The organism is Pseudomonas sp. RA_15y_Pfl2_54, assembly GCF_963971015.1.
GTDB lineage: Bacteria > Pseudomonadota > Gammaproteobacteria > Pseudomonadales > Pseudomonadaceae > Aquipseudomonas > Aquipseudomonas baetica_A.
Genome location: NZ_CAXAPN010000004.1, coordinates 187,945 through 204,189, shown reverse-complemented (window position 1 = coordinate 204,189; position 16,245 = coordinate 187,945). Strand labels below are relative to the sequence as shown.

13 protein-coding genes are annotated in these 16,245 nt (G+C 59.9%); 12 read left to right on the top strand and 1 reads right to left on the bottom strand.

Features of this window, described 5'->3' with window-relative positions; translation table 11 throughout:
- Positions 1 to 7: 7 nt before the first annotated feature.
- Positions 8 to 1,120 carry a tRNA epoxyqueuosine(34) reductase QueG gene (queG, locus tag AACY50_RS04755; RefSeq protein ID WP_339538227.1) on the bottom strand — a complete coding sequence of 371 codons (1,113 nt, stop codon included), beginning with the start codon at positions 1,118 to 1,120 and terminating at the stop codon, positions 8 to 10.
- A 63-nt stretch (positions 1,121 to 1,183) separates the two neighbouring features.
- Between queG and AACY50_RS04750 the strand changes: the two genes are divergently transcribed.
- The 12 genes from AACY50_RS04750 to AACY50_RS04695 all read left to right on the top strand — a co-directional run bounded on the left by AACY50_RS04750 (position 1,184) and on the right by AACY50_RS04695 (position 16,185).
- The gene (locus tag AACY50_RS04750; RefSeq protein WP_339538225.1) at positions 1,184 to 2,683 is read left to right on the top strand and encodes an NAD(P)H-hydrate dehydratase; all 1,500 of its coding nucleotides are present in this window, start codon (positions 1,184 to 1,186) and stop codon (positions 2,681 to 2,683) included.
- A complete protein-coding gene (tsaE, locus tag AACY50_RS04745) occupies positions 2,671 to 3,141 on the top strand; it encodes a tRNA (adenosine(37)-N6)-threonylcarbamoyltransferase complex ATPase subunit type 1 TsaE (protein WP_339433656.1) in 471 nt (156 codons plus the stop codon). Before AACY50_RS04750 ends, tsaE begins: the two co-directional genes overlap by 13 nt.
- A gap of 57 nt (positions 3,142 to 3,198) precedes the next feature.
- Positions 3,199 to 4,572, top strand: coding sequence for an N-acetylmuramoyl-L-alanine amidase (locus tag AACY50_RS04740; RefSeq protein ID WP_445261467.1), 1,374 nt, complete (start codon positions 3,199 to 3,201; stop codon positions 4,570 to 4,572).
- Positions 4,569 to 6,479, top strand: a complete 1,911-nt coding sequence (gene mutL / locus AACY50_RS04735) for a DNA mismatch repair endonuclease MutL (RefSeq protein WP_339433657.1) — start codon at positions 4,569 to 4,571, stop codon at positions 6,477 to 6,479. The genes AACY50_RS04740 and mutL overlap by 4 nt, the downstream gene beginning before the upstream one ends.
- A complete protein-coding gene (gene miaA / locus AACY50_RS04730; RefSeq protein ID WP_339493931.1) occupies positions 6,479 to 7,450 on the top strand; it encodes a tRNA (adenosine(37)-N6)-dimethylallyltransferase MiaA in 972 nt (323 codons plus the stop codon). Before mutL ends, miaA begins: the two co-directional genes overlap by 1 nt.
- A 95-nt stretch (positions 7,451 to 7,545) precedes the next feature.
- Positions 7,546 to 7,812, top strand: a complete 267-nt coding sequence (gene hfq / locus AACY50_RS04725; RefSeq protein WP_095109354.1) for an RNA chaperone Hfq — start codon at positions 7,546 to 7,548, stop codon at positions 7,810 to 7,812.
- Between the two features lie 12 nt (positions 7,813 to 7,824).
- Positions 7,825 to 9,126, top strand: a complete 1,302-nt coding sequence (gene hflX, locus AACY50_RS04720) for a ribosome rescue GTPase HflX (protein ID WP_339433660.1) — start codon at positions 7,825 to 7,827, stop codon at positions 9,124 to 9,126.
- A gap of 96 nt (positions 9,127 to 9,222) precedes the next feature.
- Positions 9,223 to 10,395 carry an FtsH protease activity modulator HflK gene (hflK, locus tag AACY50_RS04715; RefSeq protein ID WP_339433661.1) on the top strand — a complete coding sequence of 391 codons (1,173 nt, stop codon included), beginning with the start codon at positions 9,223 to 9,225 and terminating at the stop codon, positions 10,393 to 10,395.
- The gene (gene hflC, locus AACY50_RS04710; protein WP_221733092.1) at positions 10,395 to 11,264 is read left to right on the top strand and encodes a protease modulator HflC; all 870 of its coding nucleotides are present in this window, start codon (positions 10,395 to 10,397) and stop codon (positions 11,262 to 11,264) included. Before hflK ends, hflC begins: the two co-directional genes overlap by 1 nt.
- A 312-nt stretch (positions 11,265 to 11,576) precedes the next feature.
- A complete protein-coding gene (locus tag AACY50_RS04705; protein WP_221733091.1) occupies positions 11,577 to 12,764 on the top strand; it encodes an ATP phosphoribosyltransferase regulatory subunit in 1,188 nt (395 codons plus the stop codon).
- A gap of 54 nt (positions 12,765 to 12,818) precedes the next feature.
- A complete protein-coding gene (locus tag AACY50_RS04700; RefSeq protein WP_221733090.1) occupies positions 12,819 to 14,111 on the top strand; it encodes an adenylosuccinate synthase in 1,293 nt (430 codons plus the stop codon).
- A 139-nt stretch (positions 14,112 to 14,250) separates the two neighbouring features.
- On the top strand, positions 14,251 to 16,185 hold the full coding sequence (locus AACY50_RS04695; protein WP_339433662.1) for a methyl-accepting chemotaxis protein: 1,935 nt from the start codon (positions 14,251 to 14,253) through the stop codon (positions 16,183 to 16,185).
- Positions 16,186 to 16,245: the final 60 nt, after the last annotated feature.

Below are 16,245 nucleotides of genomic sequence, written 5' to 3'. Positions count from 1 at the left end.
GAGAGCCTCAATGTCCCGGCCAGGATTTGAGCACTTTACTGGCCGGTTCTGCGTGCACAGGTCGGGCATGCTGTTCCAGCGCCCACGCCACATGCTCTCTGACCAACTCTGACGGATAATCCCGTCGCGCCTTCAACGCTTCCAGCACCGCAATCGTTGAGGGCGCATTGCCCAGCCCCACGGCCAGATTCCGCAACCAGCGCTCATAGCCCGCTCGCCGCAACGGCGAACCTTCAGTGCTGCTCAAGAACTTCTCTTCATCCCACAAAAACAGCTCGGCCAATTCGGCGTTGTTGAGGTTGTGCCTTGGCTTGAAATCGCTTTCCCCGGAGGGCTTGGCGAAACGGTTCCACGGGCAAACGATCTGGCAGTCATCACAGCCAAATACGCGATTGCCGATCAGCGGGCGCAGGTCTTCGGGGATGGCGCTTTTCAGTTCGATGGTCAGGTAGGAAATACAACGTCGCGCGTCCAGCACGTAGGGGCCGACGAAGGCATTGGTCGGACAGATATCGAGGCACGCGGTGCAGCGCCCGCAGTGTTCGGTGCTGTGCGGTTCATCTACCGGTAATGGCAGATCGACGAACAGTTCGCTCAAGAAGAAAAAGCTGCCGGCCTTGCGATTCAGCACCAGGGTGTTTTTACCGATCCAGCCCAGCCCGGCCTGTTCGGCGATGGCTTTCTCCAGCACCGGGGCACTGTCGACAAACGCGCGGAAACCGAACGGGCCAATCTCGGATTGAATCTTGTCGGCCAATTGTTGCACGCGTTTACGGATCAATTTGTGGTAATCGCGGCCCAAGGCATAACGCGACACGTAGGCTTTTTCCGGTTGCGCCAGCATTTGCGCCATTTTTGTGTCGCCGGGCAGATAGTCCATGCGCAGTGACACCACGCGCAATGTGCCCGGCACCAGCTCTTCGGGGTGCGAGCGTTTGCTGCCATGGGCGCCCATGTAGTCCATTTCGCCGTGGTAGCCGGCTTCGAGCCAGCGCTGCAGGTGCTGCTCATGCTCGGCCAGGTTCAGGCCGCTGATGCCGACTTGCTGGAAGCCCAGCTCGCGGCCCCATTCCTTGATGGATCGGGCGAGGGCGGGCAGGTCTGTAGTAATGGCGGACATGAGGCGAGAGAAACCGGAGCTGAGGTGCGTATAATTCTGCCAGACATCGGAGCCCGAAGACGCATGCCGCACACGAAAGATGAATTACCCGACGCGCTGTACGGCGCCGCACAGGTGCGCGAACTCGATGCACGGCTCATGGCTGCCGGCACACCGGGCTTCGAATTGATGCAGCGCGCGGCGCAGGCGACCTGGCGTTCGCTGGTTCGGCAGTGGCCCACCGCCAGCGAGCTGACCGTGCTTTGCGGCCATGGCAACAACGCCGGCGACGGTTATCTGGTCGCTGCCTTGGCGCGTCGGGCCGGTTGGACGGTGCAGGTGTTGGCGGTCGGCGACCCGCAACTCTTGCAGGGTGACGCAGCACAGGCGCACGCCGAGGCTTTGGCCGAGAGTGTCGTTGTGCAGGGCTGGAGTGCCCGGTCCGAGTTGCGCGGTGTGGTTGTCGATGCCTTGCTGGGCACGGGGTTGAGTGGCGAAGTGCGTGAGCCTTATGCCTCTGCCATCAATGCGATCAACGCCAGCGGCTTGCCTGTAACGGCGGTCGATATTCCTTCGGGATTGTGCGCGGATACCGGGCGAGTGCTGGGTGTTGCCGTGCGTGCCGATCTCACGGTGACGTTTATAGGCTTGAAAGTGGGGGTGTTCACGGGCGACGCGGCGGATCATGTCGGCAAGTGGGTGTTCAATGATCTGCAGGCCCCGGCTGAAATCTACAGTGACATTGCTGTCCGTGCCCGGCGCCTCAACGTAGCTAATCTTGCGCTATTGGGCCCTCGCGAGCCGACATCTCATAAGGGTTGCTTCGGTCATTTGCTGTTGGTTGGCGGCGATCATGGCTTTGGCGGGGCGATTCTGCTCAGCAGTGAAAGCGCTCTGCGCAGCGGTACGGGTATGGTGTCGTTGGCAACGCGCCCTGAGCATGTGCCGGCGGCGCTGACCCGCGTTCCTGAAGTCATGGCGCTCGGCGTTTCTTCGGCCAACCAGTTGATGGGCTTGCTGGAGAAGGTGTCGACGCTGGTCGTAGGGCCGGGGCTTGGACAGGCGAGTTGGGGCCGGGCGTTATTGTCAGCCGCCGCCAATGCGCCGTTACCGCAAGTATGGGATGCGGACGCGCTGAATCTGCTGGCGAGCGGTTTCGTCAGTCTGCCCAAGGATTGCGTGATCACTCCGCATCCCGGCGAAGCGGCACGTTTGCTGGGGATCAGCACCGCCCAGGTGCAGGCCGACCGCCCCGCCGCAGCGCTGGCATTGAGCAAAAAATACACCGCAGTGGTGGTGCTCAAAGGTGCTGGCAGCCTGATCGCGCACCCCGATGGTCGTCTGGCGTTGTGTCACCAGGGGCATCCGGCCATGGCCACTGCCGGGCTCGGCGATGTGCTGGCAGGTTTGACCGGCGCGTTGCTGGCACAAGGCATGGACGGTTTCGATGCCGCGTGCCTGGCGGTCTGGCTGCACGCCAACGCCGGGGCGCAACAAGGAAAATGCGGCCGTGGGCTGGCGGCCAGTGATCTGATTCCAGCCATTCGTCAGTTGTTGGAGGAGCTTGCACCGTGTCTGAAGTAACCCTGTACCTGGCCGATGAACAGGCCATGAGCGACTTTGGCGCACGGATCGCCCGCGTTACCCAAGGCCATGGCCTGATTTTTCTTGAGGGCAACCTGGGCATGGGCAAAACGACCCTGTCCCGGGGGATTATTCGTGGGTTGGGGCATGTCGGGGCGGTAAAAAGTCCGACCTTCACGTTGGTCGAGCCTTATGAGATGGGCGAAATCCGCGCCTTCCACTTCGACTTGTATCGACTGGTCGATCCGGAAGAGCTGGAGTTCCTCGGTATTCGTGATTACTTCGAGGACGATGCCCTGTGCCTGATCGAGTGGCCCGATAAAGGTGCAGGCTTTTTGCCAAAGCCGGACCTGACCATTACCATTAGCCCGCAAGACAGCGGGCGTTCGCTGAAAATTTCATCCCAAGGCTCGCGTGGCGAGGCCTGGTGTGCCGCTTTGGCATTGGAATCCAATTAAATGATGGGGTTAGGTATGCGCTTTCGCGCGTTGGTGGCTGCCGCTGGACTGTTGTTGATGGCAGTAACCGTCAACGCTTTGGCCGACTCAAAGGTCAACAGCGTGCGCCTGTGGCGGGCGCCGGACAACACGCGATTGGTTTTCGACCTGAGCGGCCCGGTGCAGCACAGTGTCTTCACCCTGACCGCTCCGGACCGGTTGGTAATCGACATCAATGGCGCCACCTTGGGGGCGCCTTTGAATGTACAGACTGCAAACACGCCGATCACGGCGATACGCTCGGCCCAGCGTACGCCGACCGACCTGCGAGTGGTCGTCGACCTGAAGAAAGCCGTCACCCCGAAAAGCTTCTCGCTGGCGCCGAATGCGCAGTATGGCAACCGTCTGGTGGTCGACTTGTTTGATAACCCGGCCGACGCCGCGCCGCCGCCTGCGCCAACGCCATCGGTGGCCACCGTACCGGCGGTGCCAGTCACCCCGACAAAGCCCGAAATCAAGTTGCCGCCAGCCCCGGCTGGCAAGCGCGACATCATTGTGGTGATCGATGCCGGCCATGGCGGCGAAGACCCGGGAGCATCCGGCTCGCGCGGTCAGCGTGAGAAAGACGTGGTGTTGCAGATTGCTCGCGAATTGCAGCGTCAGGTCAACGGGATGAAAGGCTTCCGTGCCGAATTGACCCGTACCGGTGACTATTTCATCCCGTTACGTGGTCGTACCGAAATCGCCCGCAAGAAGGGCGCCGACCTGTTCGTTTCGATTCACGCCGACGCTGCGCCTTCCGCGGCAGCCTTTGGTGCTTCGGTGTTTGCCCTGTCTGATCGCGGTGCTACGTCGGAGACCGCCCGTTGGCTGGCCGACAGCGAAAACCGTTCCGACCTGATCGGTGGTGCCGGTAACGTCAGCCTCGACGACAAGGACCGCATGCTGGCAGGCGTGCTGCTCGATCTGTCGATGACCGCGTCGCTGACCTCCAGCCTCAACGTCGGCCAGAAAGTCCTGACCAACATCGGCCGGGTTACGCCGTTGCACAAACAGCGCGTCGAGCAGGCCGGTTTTATGGTGTTGAAGTCGCCGGACATTCCGTCGATTTTGGTTGAAACCGGCTTCATCTCCAATGCCAAGGAAGCCTCGAAGCTTGCTGCATCGAGCCACCAGCAGGCGCTGGCACGGTCGATCAGCAGTGGCGTGCGCCAGTTCTTCCAGCAGAATCCACCGCCGGGAACTTACATTGCCTGGCTGCGTGATTCGGGGAAAATCGCCAAGGGACCTCGGGATCACCGGGTAAGCCCGGGTGAAACGCTCTCCATGATCGCCGTGCGTTATCAGGTGTCGCCAGTCACGTTGCGCAATGTCAACAATTTGAAAAGCGATGAACTGAAGGTTGGTCAGCACTTGACCATTCCTGGCACCGAACTGGCGTCCAAAGAATGAATCAGGAGCTGAGCGCAGCCCGCATCGAACTGCTCAGTCCACGGCTGGCGAACCAGATCGCCGCCGGTGAGGTGGTTGAGCGTCCGGCTTCGGTCATTAAGGAGCTGTTGGAAAACAGCCTCGATTCTGGTGCCAAACGCATCGACGTCGATGTCGAGCAGGGCGGCGTCAAACTGCTGCGAGTGCGTGATGATGGCAACGGTATTTCTGCCGATGATCTGCCGTTGGCTCTGGCCCGTCACGCCACCAGCAAGATCCGTAATCTCGAAGACCTCGAACAGGTCATGAGTCTGGGTTTTCGCGGTGAGGCACTGGCATCGATCAGCTCTGTCGCGCGTCTGACCCTGACCTCGCGCACCCGTGATGCCGATCAGGCCTGGCAGGTCGAAACCGAAGGCCGGGACATGGCGCCTCGGGTTCAGCCGGCGGCACACCCGGTCGGTACGTCGGTGGAAGTGCGTGACCTGTTCTTCAATACCCCTGCGCGGCGTAAATTTCTCAAGACCGAAAAAACCGAATTCGATCATCTGCAAGAGGTGATCAAGCGCCTGGCGCTGGCGCGTTTCGACGTGGCTTTCCATCTGCGCCACAACGGCAAGACCATTCTCAGCCTGCACGAAGCCCATGATGACGCGGCCCGCGCACGACGTGTGGCGGCCATCTGTGGTTCTGGTTTCCTTGAACAGGCGTTGCCGATCGAGATCGAACGCAACGGTTTGCACCTGTGGGGCTGGGTCGGTTTGCCGACCTTCAACCGTAGTCAGGCAGATTTGCAGTATTTCTTCGTGAATGGTCGCGCGGTGCGCGACAAACTGGTGGCCCACGCGGTGCGTCAGGCGTATCGCGATGTGCTGTTCAACGGCCGTCATCCGACCTTTGCGCTGTTTTTCGAGGTCGATCCGGCGGCAGTGGACGTCAACGTGCACCCGACCAAGCACGAAGTGCGTTTCCGTGATGGACGCATGGTGCATGACTTCCTCTACGGCACGCTGCACCGTGCTTTGGGCGATGTGCGCCCGGAAGACCAACTTGCCGGCGCCGTCACCACTGCCATCGTCAGGCCAAGCGGCCTTGATGCCGGTGAATTCGGACCTCAGGGCGAAATGCGCCTGGCGGCCAATGCGCTGCTTGAGCAACCGCAGGCGCAACCGACGCTCAATGCCTCCTCTGGCGCTAGCGCTGGCGGCGCTTATCAGTATCAATACACGCCACGTCCGCAATCTGCGATGCCGCCGGCCGCCGAGGCTCAGGCCGCCTACCGGGAGTTTTTTGCGCCGCTGCCTGAAGCGAATGCCAACGCGCTACCCGCTGGACAGGAAGACATTCCACCGCTCGGTTACGCGCTGGCGCAGCTCAAGGGCATCTATATCTTGTCCGAGAACGCCCAAGGCCTGGTACTGGTGGACATGCATGCCGCTCACGAGCGGATCATGTACGAGCGCCTTAAGATCGCCATGGCCAGCGAAGGCCTCAGCGGCCAGCCGTTGCTGGTGCCGGAGTCGCTGGCGGTCAGTCAGCGCGAGGCCGACTGCGCCGAAGAGCACGCAGCGTGGTTCCAGCGTTTGGGTTTTGAATTGCAGCGCCTGGGCCCGGAGACGCTGGCGATTCGGCAGATTCCGGCCTTGCTGAAGCAGGCTGAAGCCAACCGTTTGGTCGGCGATGTGCTGTCGGACCTGATGGAATACGGCACCAGCGACCGGATTCAGGCGCACCTGAACGAACTGCTCGGCACCATGGCCTGCCACGGCGCGATCCGCGCCAACCGGCGCCTGGCCTTGCCCGAAATGAACGGCCTGCTGCGTGACATGGAAAACACTGAGCGCAGCGGTCAATGTAATCATGGCCGGCCGACCTGGACCCAATTGGGTCTGGACGATCTGGACAAACTGTTCTTGCGCGGTCGTTGATGAAGCAGCTTCCTCCAGCGATTTTCCTGATGGGCCCGACCGCTGCGGGCAAGACCGACCTGGCCATCGAACTGACCAAAGTGCTGCCGTGCGAGCTGATCAGCGTCGATTCCGCGCTGGTCTATCGAGGCATGGACATTGGCACGGCCAAACCCTCGAAAGAGCTGCTGGCTGAATTTCCGCATCGTTTGATCGACATTCTCGACCCGGCTGAAGCCTATTCGGCTGCGGATTTCCGTCGCGATGCCCTGCAAGCGATGGCAGAGATCACCTCCCGCGGGAAAATTCCGCTGCTGGTCGGCGGCACAATGCTCTATTACAAGGCTTTGGTCGAAGGTCTGGCCGATATGCCGGCCGCCGATCCCGAGGTGCGTGCGCAAATCGAAGAAGAGGCTGCACGCCTTGGCTGGCAAGCCCTGCACGATCAATTGGCGGTGATCGATCCGGTGTCTGCAGCGCGTATTCATCCGAACGATCCGCAACGCTTGAGTCGGGCGCTGGAAGTTTATCGGGTCAGCGGTCAGAGCATGACTGCCCTTCGCCAGCAACAATCTGTGCAAAGTACTGAAGCATCAGCTTCTGGTCAGCAACAATTGCCCTATACTGTCGCAAACTTGGCCATTGCCCCGGCAAATCGCCAGGTATTGCATGAGCGTATTAAACAAAGATTCACAAATATGCTGGAACAGGGGTTCATCGACGAGGTCGTAGCCCTGCGTAAAAGAAGTGACCTGCATTCAGGGTTGCCGTCTATACGTGCGGTAGGCTATCGCCAAGTCTGGGATTATCTGGATGGCAAGCTGACGTTGGCCGAAATGCAGGAGCGCGGTGTCATCGCCACGCGCCAATTGGCCAAGCGCCAGTTCACCTGGCTGCGCAGTTGGGAAGATTTACACTGGCTGGACAGTCTTGATTGCGACAATCTGCCACGCGCCTTGAAATACCTTGGGACCATCTCCATATTGAGCTGAGTCCTTGCAATTGCCGTCTATCCTTGGGGGTGTGGCGGCCAAAGCCATCTGAATTACCTATTTTTTATTATTGAATCCTTAAAGGAGTGCGGCACATGTCAAAAGGGCATTCGCTACAAGACCCTTACCTGAATACTTTACGTAAAGAGAAAGTTGGGGTTTCCATCTACCTGGTCAACGGTATCAAACTGCAAGGCACGATCGAGTCGTTCGACCAGTTCGTGATCCTGCTGAAAAACACCGTCAGCCAGATGGTCTACAAACACGCTATCTCGACAGTAGTGCCGGTTCGTCCAATTCGTCTGCCTAGCGCAACCGAAAACGAACAAGGCGACGCTGATCCAGCTCCGGGTAACGCCTGATAGGAGTCTCCTTTGTTCTTTGAGCGCCACGGTGGTGGTGAGCGAGTCATCCTCGTTCACTTGGATGGACAGGACCCTGAGGCGCGCGAAGATCCGCAGGAGTTTCAGGAACTGGCTAATTCGGCGGGCGCCGAGACCGTTGCGTTTTTTAACGTGCCGCGTCATCGGCCAACCGCCAAATTCCTGATTGGCAGCGGCAAGGTCGAGGAGCTACGCGACCTGGTCCATGCCGAGAAGGCCGATCTGGTGATTTTCAATCACATTCTCACGCCCAGTCAGGAACGTAACCTCGAACGTGTTTTCGAGTGTCGCGTGATCGACCGCACCGGTTTGATTCTCGATATTTTCGCCCAACGCGCCCGTACCCATGAGGGCAAGCTTCAGGTCGAACTGGCCCAGCTTGACCACATGAGCACCCGGCTGGTTCGTGGCTGGACTCACCTTGAGCGTCAAGGTGGTGGTATCGGCATGCGTGGTCCGGGTGAAACCCAACTGGAAACCGACCGCCGTCTGCTGCGGGTTCGCCTGCGACAGATCAAGGGCCGCCTGGAAAAAGTACGCAGCCAGCGCGAGCAATCGCGACGCGGCCGATCGCGTGCGGATATTCCTACCGTCTCATTGGTGGGGTATACCAACGCCGGTAAATCGACGCTCTTCAATAACGTGACGAAATCCGACGTGTACGCGGCTGATCAGTTGTTTGCCACGCTGGACCCGACCTTGCGCCGTCTGGAACTGGACGACCTGGGGCCGATCGTTCTGGCCGACACTGTGGGTTTCATACGTCACTTGCCCCACAAGCTGGTCGAAGCATTTCGGTCTACGCTCGAAGAGTCCAGCAACTCTGATTTGCTGTTGCATGTGATCGATGCGGCCGAGCCGGATCGCATGTTGCAGATCGAGCAGGTGATGGTGGTGCTGGGTGAGATCGGGGCGCAAGACTTGCCGATCCTTGAGGTATACAACAAACTCGATCTGCTTGAGGGTGTTGAGCCGCAGATCCAGCGCGATGCCGATGGCAAACCGCAGCGGGTCTGGTTGTCGGCGCGGGACGGTAGTGGTCTGGAGTTGCTTGAGCAAGCCATTGCCGAGTTGCTCGGCAGTGATTTGTTTGTGGGAACCTTGCGCTTGCCGCAGCGATTCGCTCGACTGCGTGCGCAGTTCTTTGAGCTCGGTGCGGTGCAGAAAGAAGAACACGACGAAGAAGGCATCTGTCTGCTGGCCGTTCGTTTGCCCCGGGTCGAGTTGAATCGACTGGTAAGCCGCGAAGGATTGCAGCCGATGGAGTTCATCGAGCAACACACTTTGCAATAAAAGCCTGAAAAAGCGGTTGTGCCGTGAAGGCAGGCATTCTGTAGCATTGGTCGGCGCGCCGTGGGTGCGTCTTTGCTTTATCAGATGGAGAGCGCTATGGCTTGGAATGAGCCGGGTGGCAACTCGAACAATCAGGATCCTTGGGGTGGCAAGCGCCGCAATAATGGCGACCGCAAGGGGCCACCAGATCTCGACGAGGCCTTCCGTAAGCTGCAGGAAAGCCTGAACGGGTTGTTCGGTGGTGGTAAGAAACGTGGTGATGACGGCGGTGGTTCGGGCAAGAGTGGAGGCGGCTTCGGCGGTCTGCTCGGCATCGGACTGGTCGTGCTGGCGGCTGTCTGGCTGTACAGCGCGGTCTACGTAGTCGACGAGCAGGAGCAAGCCGTCGTGCTGCGCTTCGGCAAATACTACGAAACCGTTGGCCCGGGTCTGAACATCTATTTCCCGCCGATCGATAAAAAGTACATGGAAAACGTTACGCGTGAGCGTGCCTATACCAAGCAGGGTCAAATGCTCACCGAAGACGAGAACATCGTCGAAGTGCCGCTGACCGTGCAGTACAAGATCAGCAACCTTCAGGACTTCGTGCTGAACGTCGATCAACCTGAAATCAGCTTGCAGCATGCAACCGACAGCGCCCTGCGCCATGTGGTGGGTTCGACCGCCATGGACCAGGTGCTGACCGAAGGTCGTGAGTTGATGGCCAGCGAAATCAAGGAGCGTCTGCAACGCTTCCTCGATACCTATCGCACCGGTATCACCGTGACTCAGGTGAACGTACAGAACGCGGCAGCCCCGCGTGAAGTGCAGGAAGCCTTCGATGACGTGATCCGCGCGCGTGAAGACGAACAGCGTTCGCGCAACCAGGCGGAAACCTACGCCAACGGCGTCGTGCCTGAGGCGCGTGGTCAGGCCCAGCGTATCCTTGAGGATGCCAACGGTTACCGCGACGAAACGGTCTCTCGCGCCAAGGGTGAGGCAGATCGCTTCACTAAACTGGTCGCCGAATACCGCAAGGCACCTGAAGTTACCCGTGAGCGTCTGTACCTGGACACCATGCAGGAAATATTCAGCAATACCAGCAAGGTGCTTGTGACTGGTAACAAGAACGGCCAGAGCAACCTGCTGTATTTGCCGCTGGACAAGATGATTCAGAGCGGTTCGGGTAGCAATGCGCCGGTCGCCGGTTCGGCTGCTGCCAGTAAAAACTCGGATGTCACGCCGCATGTCACTGACCTGCCGCAGTCGCGTACAAGGGAGACCCGCTGATGAGCAATAAATCGCTGATCGCCCTGATCGTTGGCGTCGTTGTGGTATTGGTTGGCTGGAACTGCTTCTACATCGTGTCTCAGACCGAGCGCGCGGTTATGCTGCAATTCGGTCGTGTGGTAGAGGCCGATGTTCAGCCAGGTCTGCATGTGAAAGTGCCTTACGTTAACCAGGTGCGTAAATTCGACGCACGTCTGATGACACTGGATGCACCGACGCAGCGCTTCCTGACCCTGGAAAAGAAAGCCGTGATGGTCGATGCTTACGCCAAGTGGCGTGTGAAAGATGCCGAGCGCTTCTACACCGCGACTTCCGGCCTCAAGCAGATCGCCGACGAGCGTTTGTCCCGTCGTCTGGAATCCGGCCTGCGTGACCAGTTCGGTAAACGCACCCTGCATGAAGTGGTATCCGGTGAGCGCGACGCGCTGATGGCTGATATCACTGCTTCGTTGAACACGATGGCCGAGAAAGAGCTGGGTATCGAGGTGGTCGATGTCCGGGTCAAGGGTATCGATCTGCCGAAAGAAGTTAACCGCAGCGTGTTCGAGCGTATGAGCACCGAGCGTGAGCGTGAAGCTCGCGAGCACCGCGCCAAGGGTAACGAGCTGGCTGAAGGCATCCGTGCCGACGCCGATCGTCAACGCCGCGTTCTGCTGGCTGAAGCCTATCGTGAATCCGAAGAGGTTCGTGGTGACGGTGATGCCCAGGCTGCTGCGATCTACTCCAAGGCCTACGGTCAGGATCAGGAGTTCTACGCTTTCTATCGTAGCCTGCGTGCCTACCGTGAAAGCTTCGCGAACAAATCCGACGTCATGGTCCTCGACCCAAGCAGCGACTTTTTCCGTTACCTGGAAAAGTCCAAGCCTTGATACGACGTTGACCTGAATCATTCCGCCCGGCGGCTAAAACCTCGGGCGGGGTGATCCTTTGGGAAAACGTGTGTATGATGCGGCAGCCGGGAAATTCCCGGCTTTTTTGCGTCTGCACGTTTGATTGCTGTTTTTGCTGCAGAACATCGGGCTGAATAGCTCGACAGTTTTTCGAGGAAAGTGATGGGCGAGGCCGGTATCAGGCCTTTCGCTGCGTCGTTCATGCGCGTGCGTTTTGAATGGCCTGATCATTTTCTGCTTCACTCAAGGCTCGCCCTAGTGCTGGCCGCCCGGATCAAAGGGGAAGGCGTAATGGCAACGGTAGACCGCTGGCTGCTGCCAGATGGCATCGAAGAAGTACTGCCACCGGAAGCTGCGCGCATTGAAGTGGCGCGTCGTCAGGTGTTGGATCTGTTCCAGAGCTGGGGTTACGAGTTTGTCGTGACCCCCCATATCGAGTACCTGGAATCCCTGCTGACCGGCGCGGGCCAGGATCTGGATCTGCGTACCTTCAAGGTCATCGACCCGCAATCGGGCCGGCAGATGGGGTTCCGTGCCGACATCACGCCGCAAGTGGCGCGCATCGACGCACACACCCTGCGTCGCGAAGGCCCGAGTCGTCTGTGCTACGCCGGTAGCGTGCTGCATGCCCAGCCGCGTGCACTGTCGTCTTCTCGCAGCCCGATCCAGTTGGGTGCCGAGTTGTACGGCGACGCCAGCCCGAGCAGCGACGTTGAAGTGATCAGCCTGATGCTGGCCATGCTGCACCTGGCCGATGTGCCGGATGTGCACATGGACCTTGGCCATGTCGGCATTTACCGTGGTCTGGCGCGCGCCGCCGGCCTGTCCGGTGAAGTTGAGCAGCAGTTGTTCGATGCGCTGCAACGCAAGGCGATCGACGAGGTCATTACGTTGACCGAAGGCTTGCCGGCCGATCTGTCCGGCATGCTGCGTGCGCTGGTCGACCTGTGTGGTGGCCGCGAGGTGCTGGTCGCCGCCCGTGAGCGTTTGGCCAATGCGCCGGCGCCGGTGCTGGCGGCACTGGAAGATTTGCTGGCAATCGCCGAGCGTCTGTCGGCGCGATTCCCGCAGTTGCCGCTGTACTTTGATCTGGGCGAGCTGCGCGGCTACCACTACCACACTGGTGTGGTGTTCGCGGTGTTCGTGCCGGGCGTTGGCCAGTCCATCGCTCAAGGCGGTCGTTACGACGACATCGGCGCCGACTTCGGTCGCGCCCGTCCGGCGACCGGCTTCTCTACCGATTTGAAAACCCTGGTGACCCTGGGGCGTGCTGAAATCGAGCTACCGTCTGGCGGTATCTGGATGCCTGACAGTACGGATGCGGCACTCTGGCAGCAGGTTTGCCAGTTGCGCAGTGAGGGTCAGCGTGTTGTTCAGGCGTTGCCTGGACAACCTTTGGCCGCCGCCCGTGATGCGGACTGCGACCGGCAATTGATTCAGCAGAACGGGCTTTGGCAAGTATCGCCACTGGCTTCTTGAGTTTTCCTGCCGGCCATCGCCGGCACCAAGTTTGCGCGAATGAGGACAAGTGTTATGGGTAAGAATGTCGTAGTCCTGGGCACCCAGTGGGGTGATGAGGGCAAAGGCAAGATCGTTGATCTGCTGACCGAACATGCTGCCGCCGTAGTGCGCTACCAGGGTGGCCACAACGCTGGTCACACCTTGGTGATCGACGGCGAAAAAACCGTCTTGCACCTGATCCCGTCGGGCGTATTGCGCGAAGGCGTGCAGTGCCTGATCGGTAACGGCGTGGTGGTTGCACCTGACGCTCTGATGCGGGAAATCAACAAGCTGGAGGAGAAAGGCGTGCCGGTGCGCGAGCGCCTGCGTATCAGCCCGTCTTGCCCGCTGATCCTGTCCTACCACGTTGCGCTGGATCAGGCCCGTGAGAAGGCCCGTGGCGAGCTGAAGATCGGTACGACCGGTCGCGGCATCGGCCCGGCTTACGAAGACAAGGTTGCACGTCGCGGTCTGCGCATCGGTGACCTGTTCCACCGCGAGCGTTTCGCCGCCAAGCTGGGCGAGTTGCTGGATTACCACAACTTCGTACTGGTCAATTACTACAAAGAGCCGGCCATCGACTTCCAGAAGACTCTCGACGAGTGCATGGAATACGCTGAGCTGCTCAAGCCGATGATGCTCGACGTCACTGCCGAACTGCACGACCTGCGTCGCGCAGGCAAAGACATCATGTTCGAAGGCGCCCAAGGCTCGCTGCTGGACATCGACCACGGTACCTACCCGTACGTCACCAGCTCCAACACCACGGCCGGCGGCATCGCCACCGGTTCGGGCGTTGGTCCGATGTTCCTGGACTACATCCTCGGCATCACCAAGGCTTACACCACTCGTGTAGGTTCGGGGCCTTTCCCGACTGAACTGTTCGACGACGTTGGCGCATTCCTGGCCAAGCGTGGCCACGAGTTCGGTGCAACCACCGGTCGTGCCCGTCGTTGCGGCTGGTTCGACGCCGTCATCCTGCGTCGCGCTATCGATGTGAACAGCATCTCGGGCCTGTGCCTGACCAAGCTGGACGTACTGGACGGTCTGGAAACCATCAACATCTGCGTTGGCTACAAGAACGCTGATGGTGCAGTGATCGACGCACCAACTGACGCTGATAGCTACATTGGCCTTGAGCCGGTGTACGAGCAAATGCCGGGCTGGAGCGAATCGACCCTGGGTGCCAAGACCCTGGAAGAGCTGCCACAGGCTGCGCGTAACTACATCAAACGCATCGAAGAGCTGGTCGGCGCGCCGATCGACATTATTTCGACGGGCCCGGATCGCAACGAAACCATCGTTCTGCGCCATCCGTTTGCTTGATAAGTCGTTGATGTAAAAAACAAAGGCCCCTTAATTGGGGCCTTTGTCGTTTATGCCTGTTGGACGGCATGACCTTTGCTGTGATTCTGTCTACAAGAGTGCCATCAAATTAATGGCGTCAGACGTAGAGGTATTCACAGTGTCGGCCGTTCTCTCACTGTTACAAAGCCGTTTATTGCGGCCTGTATTCGTTACCCTTGGTATCGCCCTTTTGGTGCAGGTGTTGGTGGCCGTCGCCCTGACACGGAGCACGGTCACCGCGCTGGAAGCTGATCTGGCGGTGCGGCTCGGTGCTGACAGCCAGAAACTTTCCGGCGAACTGGAGCAGGCAGGGCGTGAAGTCACGTCGAGTCTTGATGCTTTGTCCGCCAACACTCGTCAGCGGCTGACCGCGGGTCTGTCGTCGCGTTTGAAGGAAGAGCAGGCGCAACTTCGCGCGACACTGGAAAAGGATCTGCAGGATTCGGCCAATGACATGGCCCAATTGCTGGCTTCCGTTGCACCTCGCGCCATGTGGGATAGCGATGTACCGACCTTGTCTGAATTCGCCCGGCGCGCCCAGCGCAACCCCAGCGTGCTGTTCGTTGTGTACGACGATGCGACCGGTCAGCACCTGACCCGTTATCTCAATCGCGAAAACCCGATCAACAAGGCCTTGCTGGAAAAGGGCCAGGGTGAGCGTGCACTGGATAAAGTGCTGGATGCGGCGAAGCACGATCCGTCGGTCTATTACCTGGAGGCGTCGATCAATCCCAATGGCGTGGAAATCGGCAAGGTGTTGATGGGGGTCTCCACGGCGTCCGTAGAGACCGATCTGGCGGCGCTGGATAAGCGCTTCTCGGCGTTGATCGCCAGCAGTGATCAGTTGGTTGGCGACAGCCTCAAAGGCGCGGCAGCCGACAGTGCGACCGCGATGCGCGCGCGCCTGCAATCGGCGCAATCGACTGCGGTAGAAATGAAAGCCAATACTGCCAGTACCGTGCAGGACGCCGCCGCGACTCTGCGCTGGCGGATCGGCATGGGCCTGGCGCTGGTCGGTGCGGGTGTGCTGCTGTTGTTGGCCGTGGTTTTGGGTCATCGTGTGGTCAATCGCCTGAAGATGCTCAACGTGGCGATGGATGATCTCGCAGCGGGTGAGGGCGATCTGACCAAGCGTGTGCAAATCAACAGCAAGGATGAGATCGGCGACATGGCCTCGGCGGTCAATCGCTTTGTGGATAAGTTGCAGCCGATCGTGCGCGAGGCGGGCGACGTGGCTCAGCGCACGGGTGTGGAAATCGGTGCGATGACCCTGCGCAATGCCGGCGCGGATGCTGCGGCCGGGATGCAGCGCGACGAAGTGGCGGAAAGTCTGCGCGCACTGTCGCAAATGGCTGATGAGGCGCAATCGGAAAGCCATGCCATGCAGGCGGCGTTGAAGCAGGTGGTCGACATTCGACAGGCCACCGATGAAAACACCCGCACGTCGGCCAAGGTCGGCAGCCTGATCGAGGCGCTCGCCGGACAGGTCGATACCGGGGCAAAAGTCATCGAGCGACTGGCGCAGCAGAGCGAGCAGATTGAAGTCGTGCTGACAGTGATTCACGGGATTGCCGAGCAAACCAATTTGCTGGCGCTGAACGCGGCTATCGAAGCGGCGCGGGCGGGCGAGACCGGGCGCGGTTTCGCCGTGGTGGCGGACGAGGTTCGTGCACTGGCGAGTAAAACCCAGAGTTCTACCGGCGACATTCAAGCGCACATTGTGGCTTTGCAGCAGGGCGCGCGGGAGGCGGTGGAGGCGATTGGTCAGGCTGGGCGTCAGGCCAGCGAAGGTTTGCTGGTGCTGCGTGACAGTGCGCGCTTACAGCAATCTGTGCAGGTGTCGGTCGAGCAGGTGCACGCGGCAATTGGTTTGGCCACGCAGGCGGCGGCGCATCAGGCGCAAGGTGCACAGGCAGTGCGTGGGCGGGTCGAGACGATTCATGCTCAAGCCGAGAAAGCGGCTCAAGCGGTGGTGGAGACCACGGCCAGTGGCAAGGTGCTGGATGGTTTGGCGGCCCAGCTCAAGGCGAGCCTGGGGCAGTTCAGGGCGTGATTCAGATCCGATTGCCAGTAGGCTGGCTCCCACAGGGGGATGCATTCCACTGTGGGAGTG

Coding starts and splice junctions, on each gene's coding strand:
- queG (WP_339538227.1), bottom strand. CDS start 1,120: ATGTCCGCCATTACTACAGACCTGCCCGCCCTCGCCCGATCCATCAAG.
- AACY50_RS04750 (WP_339538225.1), top strand. CDS start 1,184: ATGCCGCACACGAAAGATGAATTACCCGACGCGCTGTACGGCGCCGCA.
- AACY50_RS04740 (WP_445261467.1), top strand. CDS start 3,199: ATGGCAGTAACCGTCAACGCTTTGGCCGACTCAAAGGTCAACAGCGTG.
- mutL (WP_339433657.1), top strand. CDS start 4,569: ATGAATCAGGAGCTGAGCGCAGCCCGCATCGAACTGCTCAGTCCACGG.
- miaA (WP_339493931.1), top strand. CDS start 6,479: ATGAAGCAGCTTCCTCCAGCGATTTTCCTGATGGGCCCGACCGCTGCG.
- hfq (WP_095109354.1), top strand. CDS start 7,546: ATGTCAAAAGGGCATTCGCTACAAGACCCTTACCTGAATACTTTACGT.
- hflK (WP_339433661.1), top strand. CDS start 9,223: ATGGCTTGGAATGAGCCGGGTGGCAACTCGAACAATCAGGATCCTTGG.
- hflC (WP_221733092.1), top strand. CDS start 10,395: ATGAGCAATAAATCGCTGATCGCCCTGATCGTTGGCGTCGTTGTGGTA.
- AACY50_RS04705 (WP_221733091.1), top strand. CDS start 11,577: ATGGCAACGGTAGACCGCTGGCTGCTGCCAGATGGCATCGAAGAAGTA.
- AACY50_RS04700 (WP_221733090.1), top strand. CDS start 12,819: ATGGGTAAGAATGTCGTAGTCCTGGGCACCCAGTGGGGTGATGAGGGC.